Below are 20576 nucleotides of genomic sequence, written 5' to 3'. Positions count from 1 at the left end.
AGCGAGCCCCGCATGAGCCAAGCATTGCGCATCGTCTTCGCCGGAACCCCGGAATTCGCCGCCGAGCATCTCAAGGCCCTGCTCGACACCCCACATCGGATCGTCGCCGTCTACACCCAGCCTGACCGGCCGGCCGGCCGCGGGCAGAAACTGATGCCCAGCGCGGTGAAGAGCCTGGCCCTGGAGCATGGCCTGCCGGTCATGCAGCCGCAGAGCCTGCGTAATGCCGAGGCCCAGGCGGAGCTGGCGGCCCTGCGCGCGGACCTGATGGTGGTGGTCGCCTATGGCCTGATCCTGCCCCAGGCGGTACTCGATATCCCGCGCCTGGGCTGCATCAACAGCCACGCCTCGCTGCTGCCGCGCTGGCGCGGCGCCGCGCCGATCCAGCGCGCGGTGGAAGCCGGCGACGCGGAGAGCGGCGTCACCGTGATGCAGATGGAAGCAGGGCTCGACACCGGCCCGATGCTGCTCAAGGTGAGCACGCCGATTTCCGCCGCGGACACCGGCGGCAGCCTGCACGATCGGCTCGCCGCGCTCGGCCCGAAAGCGGTGGTCGAAGCCATCGCCGGCCTGGCCGCCGGCACCCTGCATGGCGAGATCCAGGACGACGCCCTGGCCACCTACGCGCACAAGCTGAACAAGGACGAGGCACGCCTCGACTGGAGCCGTCCGGCCGTCGAACTGGAGCGCCAGGTCCGCGCCTTCACCCCCTGGCCGGTCTGCCACACCAGCCTCGCCGATGCTCCGCTGAAAGTCCTCGGCGCCAGCCTGGGGCAGGGCAGCGGGGCGCCCGGAACCATCCTCGAGGCCAGCCGCGACGGCCTGCTGGTCGCCTGCGGCGAAGGCGCCCTGCGCCTGACCCGCCTGCAATTGCCTGGCGGCAAGCCACTGGCCTTCGCCGACCTCTACAACAGCCGCCGCGAGCAATTCGCCGCCGGCCAGGTGCTCGGCCAATGAACCCGCGTCTCGCCGCCTGCCAGGCGCTGGCCGCGGTGCTCGCCGGACGCGCCTCGCTGTCTGGCGCGTTGCCGCCGCAACTGGACAAGGTCGCCCCGCGCGATCGCGGCCTGACCCAGGAGCTGGCCTTCGGCGCGGCGCGCTGGCAACCGCGCCTGCAGGCTCTGGCCGCGCGCCTGTTGCAGAAGCCGTTCAAGGCCGCCGACACCGATATCCACGCCCTGCTGCTGATCGGCCTCTACCAGTTGCTCTACACGCGGATTCCGCCGCACGCCGCGATCGGCGAGACCGTCGGCTGCGCCGACAAGCTGAAGAAGGGCTGGGCCAAGGGCGTGCTCAACGCCGTGCTGCGCCGCGCGCAGCGCGAAGGCGAGACGCTGCTGGCCGAGGTCGACCGCGATCCCTCAGCGCGCCTGGGACATCCGCGCTGGCTGCTGAAAGCGCTCAAGCAGGCCTGGCCGGAGCAGCTCGACGCGCTCTGCGCAGCGAACAACGCACACCCGCCGATGACCTTGCGGGTCAATCGGCGCCGCGGCGAGCGCGATGCCTACCTGGCCGAACTCGCCGAAGCCGGAATCGAGGCCCGCGCCTGCGACTACAGCCGCGACGGCATCCAGCTCGCCGCGCCGCGCGACGTGCGCGAACTACCGGGCTTCGCGGAGGGCCGCGTCAGCGTCCAGGACGAAGCCGCGCAACTGGCCGCCGAGCTGCTCGAAAGCGCGCCCGGCCAGCGTGTCCTCGACGCCTGCTGTGCGCCTGGCGGCAAGACCTGCCACCTGCTGGAAACCCAGCCGGAACTGGCCGAAGTGGTCGCCGTCGACCTCGAGGAGAGCCGCCTGGTAAGGGTCCGGGAAAACCTCCAGCGGCTCGGCCTGCAAGCCAGCCTGGTCGCCGCCGACGCCAGGGCCACCGGGGAGTGGTGGGACGGCAAGCCGTTCCAGCGCATCCTCCTCGACGCGCCGTGCTCGGCCACCGGGGTGATCCGCCGCCACCCGGACATCAAGCTGGCGCGCAAGCCGGAAGACATCGCCGCCCTGGCGCACCTGCAGGGTGAATTGCTCGACGCGCTGTGGCCTACCCTGGAAGTCGGTGGCGTACTGCTCTACGCCACCTGTTCGGTGATGCCGGCGGAAAACAGCGACAGCATCGCCGCCTTCCTCGCCCGCACGCCCGGCGCCCGCGAACTGGACCTTCCCGGCCCCTGGGGCATGAAACAGCCCCACGGCCGCCAGTTGCTGCCGCAGGTGGAGGGCCACGATGGCTTCTACTATGCCAAGCTGATCAAGATATCCGCCCGTTGATCGAAACCTGACGAGCCGTTTCCTGCCATGAAAATCATCATCCTCGGTGCCGGCCAGGTCGGCGGCACACTGGCCGAGCACCTGGCCAGCGAAGCCAACGACATCACCGTGGTCGACACCGACGGCGACCGCCTGCGCGACCTCGGCGACCGCCTCGACATCCGCACCGTGCAAGGCAAGGCCTCGTTCCCCACGGTGCTGCGCCAGGCCGGCGCCGACGACGCCGACATGCTGGTGGCGGTGACCAATAGCGACGAGACCAACATGGTCGCCTGCCAGGTCGCCTACACCCTGTTCAACACCCCGACCAAGATCGCCCGCGTCCGCGAGCCGGCCTACCTGACCCGTACCGGGCTGTTCGACAACGAGGCGATCCCGGTGGACGTGCTGATCAGCCCGGAGCAGGTGGTCACCAACTACATCAAGCGCCTGATCGAACACCCCGGCGCGCTGCAAGTCATCGACTTCGCCGAGGGCAAGGCGCAGTTGGTCGGGATCAAGGCCTACTACGGCGGCCCTCTGGTAGGGCAGGAGCTGCGCCAGCTGCGCGAGCACATGCCGAACGTAGATACCCGCGTCGCCGCGATCTACCGCCGCAACCGGCCGATCATTCCCCAGGGCGACACGGTGATCGAGGCCGACGACGAAGTCTTCTTCATCGCCGCCAAGGCCCATATCCGCGCGGTAATGGGCGAGATGCGCAGGCTCGACGACAGCTACAAGCGGATCATCATCGCCGGCGGCGGCAATGTCGGCGAGCGCCTGGCCGAGGCCATCGAGAGCCGCTACCAGGTAAAGATCATCGAGCGCAGCCCGCTGCGCTGCCGGCACCTCTCGGATACCCTGGACAGCACCATCGTGCTCAACGGCAGCGCTTCCGACCGCGACCTGCTGCTGGAGGAAAACATCGGCGAGACCGACGTGTTCCTCGCCCTGACCAACGACGACGAGGCCAACATCATGTCCTCGCTGCTGGCCAAGCGGCTCGGCGCGAGCAAAGTGATGACCCTGATCAACAACCCGGCCTATGTCGACCTGGTGCAAGGCGGCGAGATCGACATCGCCATCAGCCCGCAACTGGCGACCATCGGCACCCTGCTGGCCCACGTTCGCCGCGGCGACATCGAGAGCGTACACTCGCTGCGCCGCGGCGCAGCCGAAGCGATCGAAGTGGTAGCCCATGGCGACGCCAAGTCGAGCAAGGTGATCGGTCGCTCGATCAACGAGATCAAGCTGCCGCCGGGCACCACCATCGGCGCGCTGGTGCGCGACGAGGAAGTGCTGATCGCCCATGGCGACACCCGCATCGAGAGCGGCGACCACGTGCTGCTGTTCCTGGTCGACAAGAAATACATCCGAGACGTCGAGCGACTGTTCCAGGCCGGCCTGACGTTCTTCTGAGGCACGCCCTATCGCGAACGGCGATAGGGCTTCGGCCTACGAACACCAAGGGGCCGCGTGCCTCCTTCGCAACGGCCGAATCCCTCTGTTCCGTGCAAAGCCTGGCCGGAGCCGGGCACAATGGCCGACATCGTTGGAAGAGGGCAGGATGATGATCGAAGGTCTGGAAAAGATGCTGGCCAAAGGCGTGGACAATGCGCTGCTGCGCTTCGGCCTGGGCAAGGGCTACCTGGACGCGGGCGACGCCGAACGCGCGGCGGAACACCTCCAGCGCTGCGTAGAGCAGGACCCGAAGTATTCCGCCGGCTGGAAGCTGCTGGGCAAGGCGCGCCAGGCTGCCGGCGATCTCGCGGGCGCCCGGCAGGCCTGGGAGCAGGGCCTGGCAACTGCCGCGACGCATGGCGACAAGCAGGCCGAAAAGGAAATGACGGTGTTCCTGCGCAAGCTCGACAGGGCGAGAACCTGAGCGTCCGGCCAAGGCTTGCGCAGCGCGTTCTCGCCACCCGCCGGCCGGAGTTCCGGCAGACGGGTCGGGCGTGCTCATCGAGCGCTGGCAGAACGGTTCGAGCACGCCCCGACGACACTTTTACAAAGACCTGTTCCACACATTCGTAGGCAACTTCTGTCAACGATGTAGCCTGCATCCCGAACGCCCAACACCCCATTGAGCGACCACTGCCGGCCCTCTAGCTTCGACTCATCGCTTCGGTCAAAGCCCGAACGCGACACCTGACTTCAACTACTTTTCCGGAGCCAACATGTCGAAGCAAGAGCGTTCAGTCCCGTCCTATGTCGAATACCCATACGAGCAAGCGATTCTCTACGTTCACCGGAACGCCTCCGCCAATGAGATGCTCGAATCCGTACAGGAGCGCCTCAGGGCTCTCCTCGGCCTCCTCCATGCCTTGGAAAGGATCGAAGTGCGGACAGGGCTGGGCGTTCCCATTCAGCGCGTGGCGCACATCCTGGTCACGCTCGGCGGCGATGCCCTGACGCTGCTCACGGCCGCGCACCGGGCTACCACCTCCTGAATGAAGAAGGGCGCAACGGTCACGGCCGTTGCGCCCTTCCTCCAGATTGCCTCGATAAGCCTCAAGCGTTGCTCTGCGGCCGCCCCGGCAGCATCTTCAGGATGCCGTTGAGTAGCATGCCGTAGAGCGGCACGAACAGCAGAAGGCTGATACTCAGCTTCACTCCGTAGTCCACCGTGGCGATTTCCACCCAGTGCTGCGCCATGAACGGATTGTCGCTACGCCAGAACGCCACGAAGAAGAAGGTGAAGGTGTCCAGCAGGTTGCCGAGGATGGTCGAGGCGACTGGCGCGGTCCACCAGTGCCGGGAACGACGGAGGCGGTCGAATACCTGGATGTCGAGGATCTGCCCGAGCACATAGGCGAGGAAGCTTGCCAGGGATATCCGTGCGACGAAGGTGTTGAACTCCAGCAGCGCGGAGAAACCACGGAACGCCGCTTCCTGGAACAACACCGAGACCACGTAGGAGGCGATCAACGCCGGGATCATGACCCGGGCGATGACCAGCCGGGCAGGGCCCTTGCCCAGCAGGCGCACGGTGAGGTCGGTAGCCAGGAAGATGAACGGAAAGCTGAAGGCGCCCCAGGTGGTGTGCCAGCCAAACAGGGTGATCGGCAACTGCACCAGGTAGTTGCTGGCGATGATGATGAAGATGTGGAAGGCGATCAGGCCGGCCAGGGTGCCGCGCCAGGCCGCCGGAGAAGAGGCTGACATGTGCTGTCCTTTTTGCGCGATGGGGTGAGGGAACCCATGCCCGGCACCATGCCGAGCGGCGCGCATTCTAGCCGATAACCGGCAGCGGTTTCGCCCACTCTGTGATCAGTGGCTCATGCCTGGGGTTCCACGTGGAACACCACCGTTCATGCTTCGCTGAGAAAGCGCAGGCCGACGCCTTCCGCATCGACTCGCACGACTTCCATCTGCAGGATCGGCGCGTCGATCGGCAAGTCCTGTACCTGGCCAGTAACGACACTGCCTGTTGGGAGCTGGGTCAGCTCCGGGTGTTTGACATAGACCCCGGTGTCGGACAGGTCGCGTGTCTGCGCCATCAGCTCGCCAAATAGCGGGTGACTGATACGGATTCGGCACTTGAGCGGGGTTCGTGGGTATTGTCGTTGATTATCCATCGAGTCCCTCGGGACCTGCGGAGGAGGCGGCAGAACTGAGCATAGTACCCGGATATGAAAAAGGCGTCTTCCGACGCCCTTTCCTCAGTACCATTTTTTCTCGCCATCCGGGCGGTTCTTGAAGCGTTTCATGCTCCACATGTACTGGCTGGGATAGGCTCGTACATACTTCGCCAACTCGCGGCTCATGGCTGCTACAGACACTTCCAGGTCCTTGTCGTACATGTCCGCCGGAGCCGCTTCGAGGATCACCTTGTAACCGCTACCATCGGGCAGGCGCACCGCATGGAAGAACACTCCACGCGCCTTGCCGCGTGAAAGCAACTGCGGGACGAACTTGCTGATCAAGGCAGTGGTGCCCAGGTAGGGCACGAAGAGCCCAGCGGTACGCGCGGGCTCGGGGTCGGCGGGAATCCCTACGCAACCGCCTTTCTTCACTTCCTTGATGACGCTGAGGATACCCTCCGGAGTGGAAGGTGCGACGCGGTTGCCCAATTGCACGCGTTGCTTCTTCAGCAATTCGTCGACTGCCTTCAGCTTGGGCGGACGATAGAAGATGATCGGCTTGGCGTAGGAGCAATAGAAGTGGTTGAGTACTTCCCAGTTTCCCAGGTGACTGGTAATGCCGACCAGGCCATCGCCGGAAGCCAGCGCTTCCTCCAGCACCTCCATGCCTTCGACCTCGCGGATGTATCTCAGCGACTTTTCAGGCGGCCAGATCCAGGCGCAGGCACTTTCGGTGAGGGTCCGGCCAATATCCATCAGGCTTTGTCCGACCAGCTTTTCCAGTTCGGTTTCAGACAACTCGGGGAAGCACTTGGACAGGTTGATCCGCACTACCTCGCGGGATCGATTCGGCAATTTCCACATCAGCCAGCCTATGCCGGCCCCGACGCCTTGCACGGCACGCCAGGGCAATAACGCGAACAGGCGTAGGGCCCCCACCACCAGGGCACCTTTGAATTTCTCCACGAAACACTCCTCGCTCGACTCGAACGCGCATTGTACGCCAGGAAGAAGGCGAGGGCGGCAGCCAAGGAAGCGGGGCGACCAGCTATGCTGCGCGCCGATGTTCCACGTGGAACATCCGAACGCATCCGTCAGGGAGCGCCCGGCTAGCCGACGAGTTGGGCGTAACGGTCGCAGTCCTGGGTATGGTCCATGACCATGCCGCTGGCCTGCATGAAGGCGTAGCAGATGGTCGGCCCGACGAAGTTGAAGCCGGCCTTGCGCAGCGCCTTGCTCATGGCCTCGGCTTCCGGGGTAATCGCCGGCACCTCGGCGCGACCGGCGAAATGGTTGATCTTCGGCTGGCCGCCGACGAAGGACCAGAGGAACCCAGCCGGGTCGTCCAGCTCCAGCCAGGCCTGGGCGTTCTGCCGCGCAGCGTTGAGCTTGGCCCGATTGCGAATGATGCCGGGGTCGAGCATCAGTTCGTCGATCTCCGCGTCGCTCATCTGTGCCACCCGCTGCACGTCGAAGCCGAACAGCACCTCGCGGTAGCGCTCGCGCTTCTTCAGCACGGTGATCCAGGACAACCCGGCCTGGAAGCCCTCCAGCAGCAGAAGTTCGAACAGCGCGTCGGGATCGCGCTGCGGCACACCCCACTCCTCATCGTGGTAGGCCATGTAGAGGGGATCGTCGTTGCACCAGAAGCAGCGTGGCATAAGGCTTTCCGTGGTTTTCCAGGGATCGGGGGGACGGGCGAGGCGGCGCGGGAATCGGGTATACTTCCGCGTTTTGTATCGAAGCCTCAGCACAGGTGAATTTCGTGAGCCAGACTACGCCCGCCGTGCGCACCTTCCAAGACCTGATTCTCGCCCTGCAGAACTACTGGGCCGAGCAGGGCTGCGTGGTGCTGCAGCCCTACGACATGGAAGTGGGCGCCGGCACCTTCCACACCGCCACCTTCCTCCGCGCCATCGGCCCGGAGACCTGGAACGCCGCCTACGTCCAGCCGAGCCGCCGCCCCACCGACGGTCGCTACGGCGAGAACCCCAACCGCCTGCAGCACTACTACCAGTTTCAGGTGGTCCTGAAGCCGAACCCGGAGAACTTCCAGGAGCTGTACCTCGGCTCGCTGAAAGCCATCGGCATCGACCCGCTGGTCCACGACATCCGCTTCGTCGAGGACAACTGGGAGTCGCCGACCCTCGGCGCCTGGGGCCTGGGTTGGGAAATCTGGCTGAACGGCATGGAAGTCACCCAGTTCACCTACTTCCAGCAGGTCGGCGGCATCGAGTGCTATCCGGTCACCGGCGAGATCACCTACGGCCTGGAGCGCCTGGCCATGTACCTGCAGGGCGTGGACTCGGTCTACGACCTGGTCTGGACCGACGGCCCGTTCGGCAAGGTCACCTATGGCGACGTGTTCCACCAGAACGAGGTGGAGCAATCCACTTTCAACTTCGAGCACGCCAACGTGCCGAAGCTGTTCGAACTGTTCGACTTCTACGAAAGCGAAGCCAACCGCCTGATCGCGCTGGAGCTGCCGTTGCCGACCTACGAGATGGTCCTCAAGGCTTCGCATACCTTCAACCTGCTGGATGCGCGGCGCGCCATCTCGGTCACCGAGCGCCAGCGCTACATCCTTCGCGTGCGTACCCTGGCCCGCGCCGTGGCGCAGAGCTACCTGCAGGCCCGCGCGCGCCTCGGCTTCCCCATGGCCACCCCCGAATTGCGTGACGAAGTACTGGCCAAGCTGAAGGAGGCCGAATGATGAGCGCCAAGGATTTCCTGGTCGAACTGGGCACCGAAGAGCTGCCGCCAAAAGCCCTCAACAGCCTCGGCGAAGCCTTCCTCAGCGGTATCGAGAAGGGCCTCAAGGCTGCCGGTCTGAGCTATGCCGCTGCGCGTTTCTATGCGGCGCCGCGCCGTCTCGCCGTGCTGGTCGAGCAACTCGCCGTGCAGCAGCCCGACCGTACCGTCAACCTAGACGGTCCGCCGCTACAGGCCGCCTTCGACGCCAGCGGTAACCCGTCCCAGGCCGCCCTGGGCTTCGCCAAGAAGTGCGGCGTGGATCTGCAGCAGATCGACAAGAGCGGTCCGAAGCTGCGCTTCAGCCAGACCATCGCCGGCCAACCGGCCGCCGGCCTGCTGCCGGGCATCGTCGAGGCCTCGTTGAACGAACTGCCGATTCCCAAGCGGATGCGCTGGGCAGCTCGCCGCGAGGAGTTCGTGCGTCCGACCCAATGGCTGGTGATGCTGTTCGGCGACGATGTGGTCGAGTGCGAGATCCTCGCCCAGAAAGCCGGGCGCGAATCCCGTGGCCACCGCTTCCACAATCCGGACAATGTGCGTATTTCCAGCCCGGCAGCGTATCTGGAAGACCTGCGCGGCGCTCATGTGCTGGCCGATTTCGCCGAGCGCCGCGAGCTGATCGCCAAGCGCGTGGCCGAACTGGCCGCCGAGCAACAGGGCAGCGCCATCGTGCCGCCGAGCCTGCTCGACGAAGTGACTGCACTGGTCGAGTGGCCGGTGCCGCTGGTCTGCTCCTTCGAGGAGCGCTTCCTCGAGGTCCCGCAGGAAGCCCTGATCACCACCATGCAGGACAACCAGAAATACTTCTGCCTGCTGGACGCCAACGGCAAGCTGCTGCCGCGCTTCATCACCGTCGCCAACGTCGAGAGCAAGGCGCCGGAGAACATCGTCAGCGGTAACGAGAAGGTGGTTCGCCCGCGCCTCACCGACGCCGAGTTCTTCTTCAAGCAGGACAAGAAGCAGCCGCTCGAAAGCTTCAATGAACGCCTGCGCAACGTAGTGTTCCAGGCCCAGCTCGGCACCGTGTTCGAGAAGGCCCAGCGCGTCTCCGGCCTGGCCGCCTACATCGCCGAACGTATAGGCGGCAATGCGCAGAACGCCGCGCGCGCCGGCATCCTGTCCAAGTGTGACCTGGCGACCGAGATGGTCGGCGAGTTCCCCGAAATGCAGGGCATCGCCGGCTACTACTACGCCACCCACGGCGGCGAAGCGGAAGACGTCGCCCTGGCCCTCAACGAGCAGTACATGCCGCGCGGCGCCGGCGCCGAGCTACCCTCGACCCTGACCGGCGCCGCCGTGGCGGTGGCCGACAAGCTCGATACCCTGGTCGGTATCTTCGGCATCGGCATGCTTCCCACCGGCAGCAAGGACCCCTACGCGCTGCGCCGCGCTGCGCTGGGCGTGCTGCGCACCCTCATCGAGAAGCAGCTCGACCTGGACCTGGTAGCCGCGGTCAACGCCGCCGTCGAGCAATACGGCGACAAGGTCAAGGCCGCCGGCCTGGCCGAGCAGGTGCTGGACTTCGTGTTCGACCGCCTGCGCGCGCGCTACGAGGACGAAGGCGTGGACGTGGCCGTGTACCAGTCGGTGCGCGCGCTCAAGCCAAGCTCGCCGCTGGACTTCGACCAGCGCGTACAGGCCGTCCAGGCCTTCCGACAGTTGCCTGAAGCCGAGGCCCTGGCCGCGGCGAACAAACGGGTGTCGAATATTCTCGCCAAGTCCGAGGACGAGGTTCCGCCGAACGTGGATGCCAGCCTGCTGGTGGAAGCCGCCGAGAAGGCCCTGGGCAGCGCCGTGGCGAACGCCGAAAGCGAAGTCGCGCCGCTGGCAGCGGCACGCGACTATCGCGCCGCGCTGGCCCGCCTGGCGGCCTTGCGCGAGCCGGTGGATACGTTCTTCGCCGATGTGATGGTCAATGTCGACGACGCGGCGGTGCGCGCCAACCGCTATGCGCTGCTGGCCAAGCTGCGCGGGTCGTTCCTCGGGGTGGCGGACATCTCGCTGCTCGGCTGAGCCAGTCCCGCCTCGAAGAAAAGGCCCGGCGTCCTCGCGACACCGGGCCTTTTTCACTACAGGACCTTCAGATACTCCAGCAGCGCGCGCTTCTCCTCGGCCGACAGGCTGGTGCCGTACTCATGGCCACAGCGGCTGTTGCCGGAATCACGCTGCTCGCAGCCGGTGGTCTTCAGCACATAGCTGCCGAATTGGGTCTGCTGGGCGGCGAGGCCGACCTTGTCCACGTCGTAGGCCGAGCCCACCGGGAAGGATTCCACCCGCTCCGCGGCCGGCTTCAGCAACTCTTCCAGGGTCGGCACCGAGCCGTTGTGCAGGTACGGCGCCGCTGCCCAGATCCCCTGCAGGACCCGCGACTCGTAGGGGTAGGGGTCGGCCTGGGTACGCACCGGCTTCTGGAAGGCGGTCAGCAGTTGCCGGGTTTCGTCGGTCATCACGCTTTCCGGCTTGACCGCCGCCGCCTTGGCATCGTGCTTCTCACCGAGGATCGGCACGAAGTGCTGCAGGATCGAACCGGCCACCGCTACGGCGAGTACATCGAAGGCTCCGTCGGTCGCCTTCAGCGGCTGGCCGAACGGCATCCGCGCGCCCTCCATCACGCCGGTCTGCACCTGGCCATCGAGGATGGCGTGCTGGCGGCTGTCGCTGCCGACGTCCCTCAGCGGAGTGTCCCAAAGCACCAGGTCCTTGATCCGGATGCCGTGGCACTCCACGCAGCCACCTTCGTCGGTCTTGCGGGCGAAGATCAGCGCGCCTTTCCTGGCCAGGTGCTTGTCCACCGCCCAGGGCCACTTCGGCGGGCCGATCTTCTTGATCAGGTCTTCCAGCTTGCCCAGCCCGTGGAAGTTGGCCGAGTTGATCTTCAGGTAGTCCATGCCCAGCAGGTGGAACTTGCTCTTCTGCGGGTGGAAGGTGGCGAACACCCCGTAGACCTCGCCGACATTGCGCGCCAGGCCGAGCAGGTCGTTGCCGTTGGCGGCGAAGCCGGGCCACTGGGTCTTGTTCTGCCGCGCCGCGTTCCACAGGAACGGATAGCGCACCGGCGCATCGGCCGCCTTGATGTTGTCGGGAATCAGGTAGGGCGGCGCGGTGCCGATATCCAGCCCGGTAAGGCGGTTGAAGATCATCGATACCGCGTCCAGCCGCGCCGGTCCCCAGGTGTCCTTGGGCAGCGCGCGCTCGATCAGCGTGTGATAGGGCTCGTACCATTCCTTCACCGCCGCGAGCAGAGCGTCGCGCGCACCGGGAGGCGGATTGGCCCCGAGGATCTGCTTGGCGAAGGCGTCGAAGGCGGCGTCATCGCTGGTCAGCGGTCCCACGGCCCGATCGAGGTCGGCGAGGAATGCCTGGAAGTCGACGATCGCCGGACCGCCGTCGATCCGATAGGCAGTGCCCTTCACCTCGATCTGCCGGGTATGGCAGGCCGAACAGGTCATGCCGACCATCTGCCGGGCGCCCGTGCCGGCTACGGTGAAGCCCACCGGCAGGCCTTCCGCGGGCGCCTTGGGGTTGGGCAAATAGCCGTAGCGGGCCAGGCTGTCGGCGAGGAAAGGCGTTCCATCCGGCTGTCGCAACGCCTTGAGCCAGGGCAGGGGCATCACCTGCGAGCCCTGGTCGCGGCTGTAGAAGTCCTGGCGGTGGCTTTCGGTCCATTCCTTGCCCTGGTCGAGCATGACCGGAGCGGCCGCCAGGGCGGCGGAAGAAAGAGCCAGGGAAGCGAGGGACAAGCTTGAAAGGTGCAGTGTCTTTTTCAGGCGTTTCACGGTTACCGTCCTTGGGAACGGGCAGACGCCCCGGAACTCCCCGTCGTCATGCCCGCTCCACCTGTGGTGGAAACACGGCCGGTCGGCCGTGCTGGCATGCGATAGGCGCTTACTGCATTACTCCGGTGATCCACCCGCCAAGGGGTTCGCACGTACTCCGAGACACCCACTGCTGCGTGCCAAATGACTCCCTGGCCTGGGATTGCCATTCCATTGCCATTATTGAATCTAGTACAGATTGTCCAGCGTAGGGGGCTCGTCGATCCATCCGCGATGCTCCGGCTGGCTGAGGTAGAATCGATCCTTTCCGTTCATGGCCAACTGCGCATCGATGTCCCGTTCCCTGCTGATTCTCGACCGCGATGGAGTCATCAACCTCGACTCCGACGATTACATCAAGACCCTCGACGAGTGGATCCCCATCCCCAGCTCGATCGAGGCCATCGCCCGCCTGAGCCAGGCCGGCTGGACCGTCGCGGTGGCTACCAACCAGTCCGGCATCGCCCGTGGCTATTACGACCTGGCAGTGCTCGAGGCCATGCATGCGCGCTTGCGCGAACTGGTCGCGGAGCAGGGCGGCGAGGTCGGCCTCATCGTCTATTGTCCGCATGGACCGGACGACGGTTGCGACTGCCGCAAGCCGAAGCCGGGTATGCTGCGGCAGATCGGCGAGCACTACGGGGTCGATCTGTCGGGTATCTGGTTCGTCGGCGACAGCATCGGTGACCTGGAGGCGGCGCGGGCCGTCGATTGTCAGCCGGTATTGGTAAAGACCGGAAAAGGTGTACGTACGCTGGGCAAGCCCTTGCCAGAGGGCACCCTGATATTCGACGATCTGGCGGCAGTCGCCAGCGCATTACTTCAGTAAGGTCAGAATACATGTCGACAGTGCAGGCCATCAGAACCGTCCTCTTTTACCTGCTGCTGTCCGCCAGCGCGTTCGTCTGGGGCACCCTCAGCTTCTTCATCGCGCCGATCCTGCCGTTCCGCGCCCGCTACCGCTTCGTGGTACAGAACTGGTGCCGCTTCGCGATCTGGCTGACCCGCGTGGTCGCCGGCATCCGCTACGAGGTGCGCGGACTGGAGAACATCCCGGAAAAGCCCTGCGTGATCCTCTCCAAGCACCAGAGCACCTGGGAAACCTTCTTCCTCTCCGGCTTCTTCGAGCCACTCAGCCAGGTACTCAAGCGCGAGCTGCTCTACGTGCCGTTCTTCGGCTGGGCCCTGGCCCTGCTCAAGCCCATCGCCATCGACCGCAGCCAGCCCAAGCTGGCCCTCAAGCAACTGGCCAAGCAGGGCGACGAGTGCCTGAAGAAAGGCGCCTGGGTGCTGATCTTCCCGGAAGGCACGCGTATTCCGGTGGGGCAGATGGGCAAGTTCTCCCGCGGCGGCACCGCCCTGGCGGTCAACGCCGGGCTACCGGTACTGCCGATCGCCCACAACGCCGGGCAGTATTGGCCCAAGGCCGGCTGGGCCAAGTACCCGGGCACCATCCAGGTGGTGATCGGCCCGGCCATGCACGCCGAAGGCGAAGGCCCGCGCGCCATCGCCGAGCTAAACCAGCGCGCCGAAGCCTGGGTCAGCGAGACCATGGCCGAGATCAGCCCCATCCAGCAGCGGGTCAGCCATCCGGAGCCGTCGGTGGTCTCGTGAAGGGCCGCAAAGCCCCCTGCAAGGCGCACTGTGCGCCGATTCGATAAAAGAAGCCCCGCCATAGCGGGGCTTCTTGTTTTCACGCGAGGCGCAAAGCAAGGCCGGTTGGCAACGATCGACCGAATTGACCGGCGTCCGCTGCCCACAGGAGCGGTGCAACGCCGCCAGGAGGCCCGGGTCCAGGGTGCCAATGCCGGCGAGCAACCGGGGGCTCGACCACACCTTGGCAAGGCACTCCTGGCGCCCGTATCCAGGCTACCTGGCGCAAAAAGAAAACCCCGGCGCCAGGCCGGGGTTTCTATGAGGGTCGGTCTGCCGACCTGTCACACGTCCAGGTTCGACACCGCCAGCGCGTTGCTTTCGATGAAGTCGCGGCGCGGCTCCACGGCATCGCCCATCAGGGTGTTGAAGATCTGGTCGGCAGCGATGGCGTCCTCGATGGTCACCTTGAGCATGCGCCGGACGTTCGGATCCATGGTGGTTTCCCACAGCTGCTCAGGGTTCATCTCGCCCAACCCCTTGTATCGCTGGATGCTGTGGCGCTTGGTACCTTCGGCCATCAGCCAGTCCAGGCCGTCCTTGAAGGCGCTGATCGGGCGCTTGCGCTCACCCTTCTGCACGTAGGCGCCGTCTTCCAGCAGGCTGTTCAGCTGGTCGCCGAGCAGCGACACCGAGCGGTAGTCATTGCTGGCGAAGAAGTCACGGTTGAAGGTGACGTAGCTGGACAGGCCGTGGGCCACCAGTTCCACCTCGGGCAGCCACAGGTGGCGCTCGCGGTCTTCGCGCAGGCTGGCCTTGTAGGTCAGGCCGGACTTCTCGGCGGCGGTCAGGCGCGCCTGGAACTTCTCCAACCAGCCCTGCATGGCCGACTCGTTAGCCAGGTCGTCCACCGACACGGTAGGCAGGTAGATGAAGTGCTCGGTCAGCTCCTGGGGGTACAGGCGCGACAGGCGCTTGAGGGTGGCGATCACCCCGCGATACTCGTTGACCAGTTTCTCCAGCGCCGCCCCGGACAGGCCCGGAGCGTGCTCGTTGACGTGCAGGCTGGCGTCTTCCAGGGCCGACTGGGTCATGTACTCTTCCATGGCCTGGTCGTCCTTGATGTACTGCTCCTGCTTGCCGCGCTTGACCTTGTACAACGGGGGCTGGGCGATGTAGATGTAGCCACGCTCGATCAGCTCGGGCATCTGGCGGAAGAAGAAGGTCAACAGCAGGGTGCGGATGTGCGAACCGTCGACGTCAGCATCGGTCATGATGATGATGTTGTGGTAGCGCAGCTTGTCGATGTTGTATTCCTCGCGGCCGATGCCACAGCCCAGGGCGGTGATCAGCGTACCGACCTCCTGGGAGGAGAGCATCTTGTCGAAGCGCGCCTTTTCGACGTTGAGGATCTTGCCCTTGAGCGGCAGGATCGCCTGGGTCCGGCGATTGCGGCCCTGCTTGGCGGAACCGCCCGCGGAGTCACCCTCCACGATGTACAGTTCGGAGAGCGCCGGGTCCTTTTCCTGGCAATCGGCCAGTTTGCCGGGCAGGCCGGCGATGTCCAGCGCGCCCTTGCGGCGGGTCATCTCGCGCGCCTTGCGCGCGGCCTCGCGGGCACGGGCGGCGTCGATCATCTTGCCGACCACGGCCTTGGCTTCGTTGGGATTCTCCAGCAGGAAGTCGGCGAAGTACTTGCCCATCTCCTGTTCCACCGCAGTCTTCACCTCGGAGGAGACCAGCTTGTCCTTGGTCTGCGAGCTGAACTTCGGGTCCGGTACCTTCACCGAGATGATCGCGGTGAGGCCTTCGCGGGCATCGTCGCCGGTGGTGGCGATCTTGAACTTCTTCGCCAGGCCTTCGGCCTCGATGTAGTTGTTCAGGTTACGCGTCAGCGCCGAACGGAAACCGGCCAGGTGGGTGCCGCCGTCACGCTGCGGGATGTTGTTGGTGAAGCAGAGCAGGTTCTCGTTGAAGCTGTCGTTCCACTGCAAGGCGACTTCCACACCCACGCCGTCCTCTTCACGCTGGACGTTGAAGTGGAATACCTCGTTCACCGCGGTCTTGTTGGTGTTCAGGTACTCGACGAAGGCCTTCAGACCGCCTTCGTACTTGAACAGCTCCTCCTTGCCGGTACGCTCGTCGCGCAGCAGGATGCCGACGCCGGAGTTGAGGAAGGACAGCTCGCGGATGCGCTTGGCCAGGATGTCCCAACTGAAGTGGATGTTGCTGAAGGTCTCCGGGGACGGCTTGAAGTGAACTTCGGTGCCGGAGCCATCGGTCTCGCCCACTTCGCGCAGTGGGAACTGCGGAACGCCGTGGTGGTAGACCTGTTCCCAGACCTTGTTGTGGCGACGGATGGTCAGGCGTAGTTCATGGGACAGCGCGTTCACCACCGAGACGCCCACACCGTGCAAGCCGCCGGACACCTTGTAGGTGTTGTCGTCGAACTTGCCGCCGGCGTGGAGGACGGTCATGATCACTTCCGCCGCAGAAACCCCTTCTTCCTTGTGGATATCCACCGGAATACCGCGTCCATTGTCGCGGACAGTGATCGACTCATCCGTATGGATGGTGATGCTGATTTCGCTGCAGTAACCGGCCAGCGCTTCGTCGATGGAGTTATCCACCACCTCGAACACCATGTGGTGCAGACCGGTGCCATCGTCGGTGTCGCCGATGTACATGCCGGGGCGCTTGCGTACGGCATCCAGCCCCTTCAGCACCTTGATGCTGGAAGAGTCGTACGTGTTGTTCTCGCTCATGCTTCACTCCCGATGGTCGTGGTCTGAGAGACTTTTCCATGTTCCACGTGGAACATGGATACCGGCGTATCCGTGCGCCAGCCGTCTTTCAATAGTTGCGGGTCCACGCAGGTGATGAATACCTGGCAACCCAAATCTTCAAGCAAGCGGCAAAGAGCCATTCGATGCTGCTCATCCAGTTCCGAGGGCAGGTCGTCCACCAGGTAGACGCACTGTCCGCGCTTGGCGCGATTGATCAGATGGCCTTGGGCGATGCGCAGGGCGCATACCACCAGCTTCTGCTGACCGCGCGAGAGAATCTCCGCGGCGTTATGACCTGCCAACCGTATGCGAAGATCCGCACGCTGCGGTCCCGCCTGGGTGTGGCCCATCTGCTGGTCGCGTAACAGGCTGGAAGCCAGGACCTCCAGGAGGTCCCGGTCCTTGTCCCAGCCTCGGTAGTAGCTAAGGGTCAGGTCATCCAGTGAAACCAATTCGGCGAGGGTTTCCTCGAATACCGGTTTCAACGCCTGGATATAGCTTCTGCGGTAGGCATCGATCTCATCGCTGGCCAGGCTCAATTCCCGGTCCCATGCCGCTTGCGACGCGGGGTCCAGTTTACCATGCCGGAGCCAGGAGTTCCGCTGGCGCAGCGCCTTCTGCAGGCGCTGCCAGACGGGCAGAAACCGAGGTTCCACGTGGAACACTCCCCAATCGAGGAACTGTCGGCGGATCTTCGGCGCTCCCTCGAGCAACCGAAAGCTGTCCGGGTTGATCAGTTGCAGTGGGAGAGTTTCCGCCAATTGAGCCGCACTCCGGGCGTTCTGCCCATCGATGCGGATGGTGAACTCGCCCTGGCGCTCACGGGAAATCCCCAGGTTGCTGGCGATGCCGTTGGCCAACATCACCTGGCCGAATACGGTGCAGGCCGCTTCCTCATACTGGATCACCGGCTGCAAGCGCGCACTGCGGAATGAACGCGCCAGGCCCAGCAGGTGGATGGCTTCGAGCACACTGGTCTTGCCGCTGCCATTATCGCCGTAGAGGATGTTGATGCGAGGGGAGGGGGAGAGGGTCACCGGGTGCAGGTTGCGCACCGCGGTGACCGAAACGCGGGTCAGGGACATTCAGCGTGATTAGAGGCGCATCGGCATGACGACATAGGCAGAATCGTCATTGTCGGCCTCGTGGACCAGGGCGCTGCTGTTGGAATCGGAAAGGATGAAGCGGACCTGCTCGGTACCGATCACACCCAGCACGTCGAGCAGGTAACTGACGTTGAAGCCGATCTCCAGGTTGCCGCCGTTGTACTCGACCTGCACTTCTTCCTCGGCCTCCTCCTGCTCCGGGTTGTTCGCCTGGATTTTCAGCAAACCGTTGGAAAGCTGCAGGCGAATGCCGCGGTACTTTTCGTTGGAGAGGATCGCGGTACGGCTGAAGGCTTCGCGCAGTTGCTGGCGGTCGCCGACCACCAGCTTGTCGCCACCGCGCGGCAGTACGCGTTCGTAGTCCGGGAACTTGCCGTCCACCAGCTTCGAAGTGAAGGTGAATTCGCCAGTGGTGGCACGGATATGGTGCTGGCCCAGGACGATGCCGACTTCGCCGTCCTGCTCGGTGAGCAGACGAGCCAGTTCGAGGATGCCTTTGCGCGGCACGATCACCTGGTGGCGGTCCTGCGACGGGATCTGCGCATCCAGCGAGCACATGGCCAGTCGGTGGCCGTCGGTGGCGACGGAACGCAGGGTACCGCCGTTCACTTCCAGCAGCATGCCGTTGAGGTAGTAACGCACGTCCTGCTGGGCCATGGCGAAGCTGGTGCGGTCGATCAGGCGACGCAGCTTGCTCTGGGCAATGCTGAAGTTCAGCGAGCCGGGACCTTCCTCCACGGTGGGGAAATCGTTGGCCGGCAGGGTGGACAGGGTGAAGCGGCTACGCCCGGCCTTCACCAGAAGTTTCTGCTCTTCGACACGGATGTCGATCAGCACGTCGTTCGGCAGGCTCTTGCAGATGTCCATCAGCTTGCGCGCCGGTACGGTGATCTCGCCGGGTTCGGCGGCATCTTCCAGTACCACGCGACCAACCAGCTCGACTTCGAGGTCGGTGCCGGTCAGCGACAGTTGCTGGCCTTCGACCACCAGCAGGACGTTGGAGAGAACCGGCAATGTCTGGCGGCGTTCCACGACGCCGGCGACCAGTTGCAGCGGTTTCAACAGGGCTTCGCGTTGAATGGTGAAATGCATGGTCTAGTCCCTTGCCTCGTGGGCTGCGTCAGGTTGTCAGGGTACGCAGCAGGTTCTTGTAGTCCTCGCGGATATCCGCGTCGGATTCCCTAAGTTGAGCGATCTTACGACAGGCGTGCAACACCGTGGTGTGATCCCGACCGCCGAAGGCCACGCCGATCTCCGGCAGGCTGTGGTTGGTCAGCTCCTTGGAGAGCGCCATGGCCACCTGGCGCGGGCGCGCCACCGAGCGCGAACGCCGCTTGGACAACAGATCGGATATCTTGATCTTGTAGTACTCGGCGACGGTGCGCTGGATGTTGTCGATGCTGACCAGCTTGTCCTGAAGGGCCAACAGGTCCTTCAGCGACTCGCGAATCAGCTCGATGGTGATCGGCCGGCCCATGAAGTGCGAGTGGGCGATCACCCGCTTCAGCGCACCTTCCAGTTCGCGCACGTTGGAACGGATGCGCTGGGCGATGAAGAAGGCCGCATCGTGCGGCAGCTCGATCTTCGCCTGCTCAGCCTTCTTCATCAGGATCGCCACCCGGGTTTCCAGTTCCGGCGGCTCGACGGCCACCGTCAGGCCCCAGCCGAAGCGGGATTTCAGCCGCTCTTCCAGGCCTTCGATTTCCTTCGGATAGCGGTCGCTGGTGAGGATCACCTGCTGGCCGCCTTCGAGAAGGGCATTGAAGGTGTGGAAGAACTCCTCCTGGGAGCGCTCCTTACGGGCGAAGAACTGGATGTCGTCGATCAACAGTGCGTCCACCGAGCGGTAGAAGCGCTTGAATTCGTTGATGGCGTTGAGCTGCAAGGCCTTCACCATGTCCGCGACGAAACGTTCCGAATGCAGGTAGACCACCTTGGCGTTCGGGTTCTTCTTCAGCAGGTGGTTGCCCACCGCATGCATCAGGTGGGTCTTGCCCAGACCGACGCCACCGTAGAGGAACAGCGGGTTGTAGCCGTGCTTGAGGTTGTCCGCCACCTGCCAGGCGGCGGCGCGGGCCAACTGGTTGGACTTGCCCTCGACGAAGTTCTCGAAGGTGAAGGTACGGTTGAGATAGCTGGTGTGCTTCAGCGCACCTTCGACCTGGACGTTGCGCTCGGTGCGCACCGCAGGCGCTGCTCCGGCCGGCATGGCGGCGGCCAGCGGATCGATGCTGGGTTCTTCCGGCTCGTAGGGATCGCTCGACACGCTGGGAGCCGTCGTCACTGGCGGCAGCTCTTCACGTGGCACTACCACGGGCGCGGCCGATACCGGCTGCACTGGCGCCGGCGGCGGAGCAACCGGAGGCGGGGGAGCCACGTGGGTCTGCGATGGGACGATGGCGGCGCGCGGCGTACGGCTACGCTTGCTGCCTATTAATAAGGAAAGCGCGGGCAACTGACCCTCGCCGCGTTCACCGAGCAGTTCCAGAAGCCGACCGAGGTATTTCTCGTTCACCCAATCGAGGACGAAACGGTTGGGTGCATACACACGCAATTCGTCGCCTTCGGCTTCGACCTGCAAGGGACGGATCCAGGTGTTGAATTGTTGGGACGGCAGCTCATCGCGGAGAAGATCCACGCACTGCTGCCAAAGTTCCACGGACACGGATATCCCCCAAAGATTGGAAAGGCGGCACAA

Annotated in this window: 17 protein-coding genes and 1 pseudogene; 9 read left to right on the top strand and 9 right to left on the bottom strand. The window is 64.6% G+C overall.

What is annotated here, in order from left to right; genetic code table 11:
- Positions 1-12: 12 nt before the first annotated feature.
- From fmt to AC1RB9_RS00070, 5 genes are all read left to right on the top strand, one after another.
- Positions 13-957, top strand: coding sequence for a methionyl-tRNA formyltransferase (fmt, locus tag AC1RB9_RS00090; RefSeq protein WP_003123763.1), 945 nt, complete (start codon positions 13-15; stop codon positions 955-957).
- Positions 954-2258 (top strand): 16S rRNA (cytosine(967)-C(5))-methyltransferase RsmB, encoded by a 1305-nt coding sequence (gene rsmB / locus AC1RB9_RS00085; RefSeq protein ID WP_003458403.1) that lies wholly within the window; start codon positions 954-956, stop codon positions 2256-2258. The genes fmt and rsmB overlap by 4 nt, the downstream gene beginning before the upstream one ends.
- 27 nt (positions 2259-2285) lie before the next feature.
- Positions 2286-3659 carry a Trk system potassium transporter TrkA gene (gene trkA / locus AC1RB9_RS00080; protein WP_003107053.1) on the top strand — a complete coding sequence of 458 codons (1374 nt, stop codon included), beginning with the start codon at positions 2286-2288 and terminating at the stop codon, positions 3657-3659.
- Between the two features lie 148 nt (positions 3660-3807).
- On the top strand, positions 3808-4125 hold the full coding sequence (locus tag AC1RB9_RS00075) for a tetratricopeptide repeat protein (RefSeq protein ID WP_003120685.1): 318 nt from the start codon (positions 3808-3810) through the stop codon (positions 4123-4125).
- Between the two features lie 292 nt (positions 4126-4417).
- Positions 4418-4690 (top strand): hypothetical protein, encoded by a 273-nt coding sequence (locus AC1RB9_RS00070; RefSeq protein WP_003114644.1) that lies wholly within the window; start codon positions 4418-4420, stop codon positions 4688-4690.
- Positions 4691-4751: 61 nt separating this feature from the next.
- Here the strand turns inward: AC1RB9_RS00070 and AC1RB9_RS00065 are convergent, their stop codons facing one another.
- The 4 genes from AC1RB9_RS00065 to AC1RB9_RS00050 all read right to left on the bottom strand — a co-directional run bounded on the left by AC1RB9_RS00065 (position 4752) and on the right by AC1RB9_RS00050 (position 7485).
- Entirely contained in the window at positions 4752-5405 is a 654-nt protein-coding gene (locus AC1RB9_RS00065) for a 7-cyano-7-deazaguanine/7-aminomethyl-7-deazaguanine transporter (protein ID WP_003097286.1), read from the bottom strand.
- A gap of 146 nt (positions 5406-5551) precedes the next feature.
- On the bottom strand, positions 5552-5818 hold the full coding sequence (locus AC1RB9_RS00060) for a PilZ domain-containing protein (RefSeq protein ID WP_003100272.1): 267 nt from the start codon (positions 5816-5818) through the stop codon (positions 5552-5554).
- 84 nt (positions 5819-5902) lie between these two features.
- Positions 5903-6790, bottom strand: coding sequence for a lysophospholipid acyltransferase (locus AC1RB9_RS00055; RefSeq protein WP_003097282.1), 888 nt, complete (start codon positions 6788-6790; stop codon positions 5903-5905).
- A 143-nt stretch (positions 6791-6933) separates the two neighbouring features.
- Positions 6934-7485, bottom strand: a complete 552-nt coding sequence (locus tag AC1RB9_RS00050; RefSeq protein WP_003097280.1) for a DNA-3-methyladenine glycosylase I — start codon at positions 7483-7485, stop codon at positions 6934-6936.
- A gap of 104 nt (positions 7486-7589) precedes the next feature.
- On the opposite strand from AC1RB9_RS00050, the gene glyQ reads away from it, so the two are divergent.
- Together glyQ and glyS are read left to right on the top strand one after the other, a co-directional pair.
- Positions 7590-8537, top strand: coding sequence for a glycine--tRNA ligase subunit alpha (glyQ, locus tag AC1RB9_RS00045; protein ID WP_003097276.1), 948 nt, complete (start codon positions 7590-7592; stop codon positions 8535-8537).
- The gene (gene glyS / locus AC1RB9_RS00040) at positions 8537-10591 is read left to right on the top strand and encodes a glycine--tRNA ligase subunit beta (RefSeq protein ID WP_003458401.1); all 2055 of its coding nucleotides are present in this window, start codon (positions 8537-8539) and stop codon (positions 10589-10591) included. Before glyQ ends, glyS begins: the two co-directional genes overlap by 1 nt.
- 56 nt (positions 10592-10647) lie before the next feature.
- Here the strand turns inward: glyS and AC1RB9_RS00035 are convergent, their stop codons facing one another.
- Positions 10648-12354 carry a di-heme-cytochrome C peroxidase gene (locus AC1RB9_RS00035; protein WP_003111371.1) on the bottom strand — a complete coding sequence of 569 codons (1707 nt, stop codon included), beginning with the start codon at positions 12352-12354 and terminating at the stop codon, positions 10648-10650.
- Positions 12355-12685: 331 nt separating this feature from the next.
- Here AC1RB9_RS00035 and gmhB point away from each other — a divergent pair, with 331 nt between their 5' ends.
- A complete protein-coding gene (gmhB, locus tag AC1RB9_RS00030; protein WP_003120688.1) occupies positions 12686-13222 on the top strand; it encodes a D-glycero-beta-D-manno-heptose 1,7-bisphosphate 7-phosphatase in 537 nt (178 codons plus the stop codon).
- Between the two features lie 11 nt (positions 13223-13233).
- Positions 13234-14007 carry a lysophospholipid acyltransferase family protein gene (locus AC1RB9_RS00025; RefSeq protein WP_003100265.1) on the top strand — a complete coding sequence of 258 codons (774 nt, stop codon included), beginning with the start codon at positions 13234-13236 and terminating at the stop codon, positions 14005-14007.
- A 323-nt stretch (positions 14008-14330) separates the two neighbouring features.
- On the opposite strand, the gene gyrB is transcribed toward AC1RB9_RS00025, so the two are convergent.
- From gyrB to dnaA, 4 genes and pseudogenes are all read right to left on the bottom strand, one after another.
- Positions 14331-16751 (bottom strand): DNA topoisomerase (ATP-hydrolyzing) subunit B, encoded by a 2421-nt coding sequence (gene gyrB, locus AC1RB9_RS00020; protein WP_003097268.1) that lies wholly within the window; start codon positions 16749-16751, stop codon positions 14331-14333.
- Between the two features lie 3 nt (positions 16752-16754).
- Positions 16755-17857, bottom strand: a pseudogene (gene recF, locus AC1RB9_RS00015) (DNA replication/repair protein RecF).
- A 9-nt stretch (positions 17858-17866) separates the two neighbouring features.
- Positions 17867-18970: a DNA polymerase III subunit beta gene (gene dnaN / locus AC1RB9_RS00010; RefSeq protein WP_003097262.1), complete on the bottom strand. Its 1104-nt coding sequence runs from the start codon at positions 18968-18970 to the stop codon at positions 17867-17869.
- A gap of 28 nt (positions 18971-18998) precedes the next feature.
- The gene (gene dnaA / locus AC1RB9_RS00005; protein ID WP_003109151.1) at positions 18999-20543 is read right to left on the bottom strand and encodes a chromosomal replication initiator protein DnaA; all 1545 of its coding nucleotides are present in this window, start codon (positions 20541-20543) and stop codon (positions 18999-19001) included.
- Between the last annotated feature and the right edge of the window lie 33 nt (positions 20544-20576).

The sequence above is a fragment of the Pseudomonas sp. 20-5 genome (assembly GCF_056782835.1).
This window is presented reverse-complemented; position numbering and strand designations above follow the sequence as displayed.

What these genes read in the sequence shown, in the direction of transcription:
- AC1RB9_RS00050 (WP_003097280.1), bottom strand. Translation starts at nt 7,485, where the DNA reads ATGCCACGCTGCTTCTGGTGCAACGACGATCCCCTCTACATGGCCTAC.
- AC1RB9_RS00065 (WP_003097286.1), bottom strand. Translation starts at nt 5,405, where the DNA reads ATGTCAGCCTCTTCTCCGGCGGCCTGGCGCGGCACCCTGGCCGGCCTG.
- AC1RB9_RS00060 (WP_003100272.1), bottom strand. Translation starts at nt 5,818, where the DNA reads ATGGATAATCAACGACAATACCCACGAACCCCGCTCAAGTGCCGAATC.
- AC1RB9_RS00070 (WP_003114644.1), top strand. Translation starts at nt 4,418, where the DNA reads ATGTCGAAGCAAGAGCGTTCAGTCCCGTCCTATGTCGAATACCCATAC.
- AC1RB9_RS00075 (WP_003120685.1), top strand. Translation starts at nt 3,808, where the DNA reads ATGATGATCGAAGGTCTGGAAAAGATGCTGGCCAAAGGCGTGGACAAT.
- glyS (WP_003458401.1), top strand. Translation starts at nt 8,537, where the DNA reads ATGAGCGCCAAGGATTTCCTGGTCGAACTGGGCACCGAAGAGCTGCCG.
- AC1RB9_RS00025 (WP_003100265.1), top strand. Translation starts at nt 13,234, where the DNA reads ATGTCGACAGTGCAGGCCATCAGAACCGTCCTCTTTTACCTGCTGCTG.
- fmt (WP_003123763.1), top strand. Translation starts at nt 13, where the DNA reads ATGAGCCAAGCATTGCGCATCGTCTTCGCCGGAACCCCGGAATTCGCC.
- trkA (WP_003107053.1), top strand. Translation starts at nt 2,286, where the DNA reads ATGAAAATCATCATCCTCGGTGCCGGCCAGGTCGGCGGCACACTGGCC.
- gmhB (WP_003120688.1), top strand. Translation starts at nt 12,686, where the DNA reads ATGTCCCGTTCCCTGCTGATTCTCGACCGCGATGGAGTCATCAACCTC.
- rsmB (WP_003458403.1), top strand. Translation starts at nt 954, where the DNA reads ATGAACCCGCGTCTCGCCGCCTGCCAGGCGCTGGCCGCGGTGCTCGCC.
- dnaN (WP_003097262.1), bottom strand. Translation starts at nt 18,970, where the DNA reads ATGCATTTCACCATTCAACGCGAAGCCCTGTTGAAACCGCTGCAACTG.
- gyrB (WP_003097268.1), bottom strand. Translation starts at nt 16,751, where the DNA reads ATGAGCGAGAACAACACGTACGACTCTTCCAGCATCAAGGTGCTGAAG.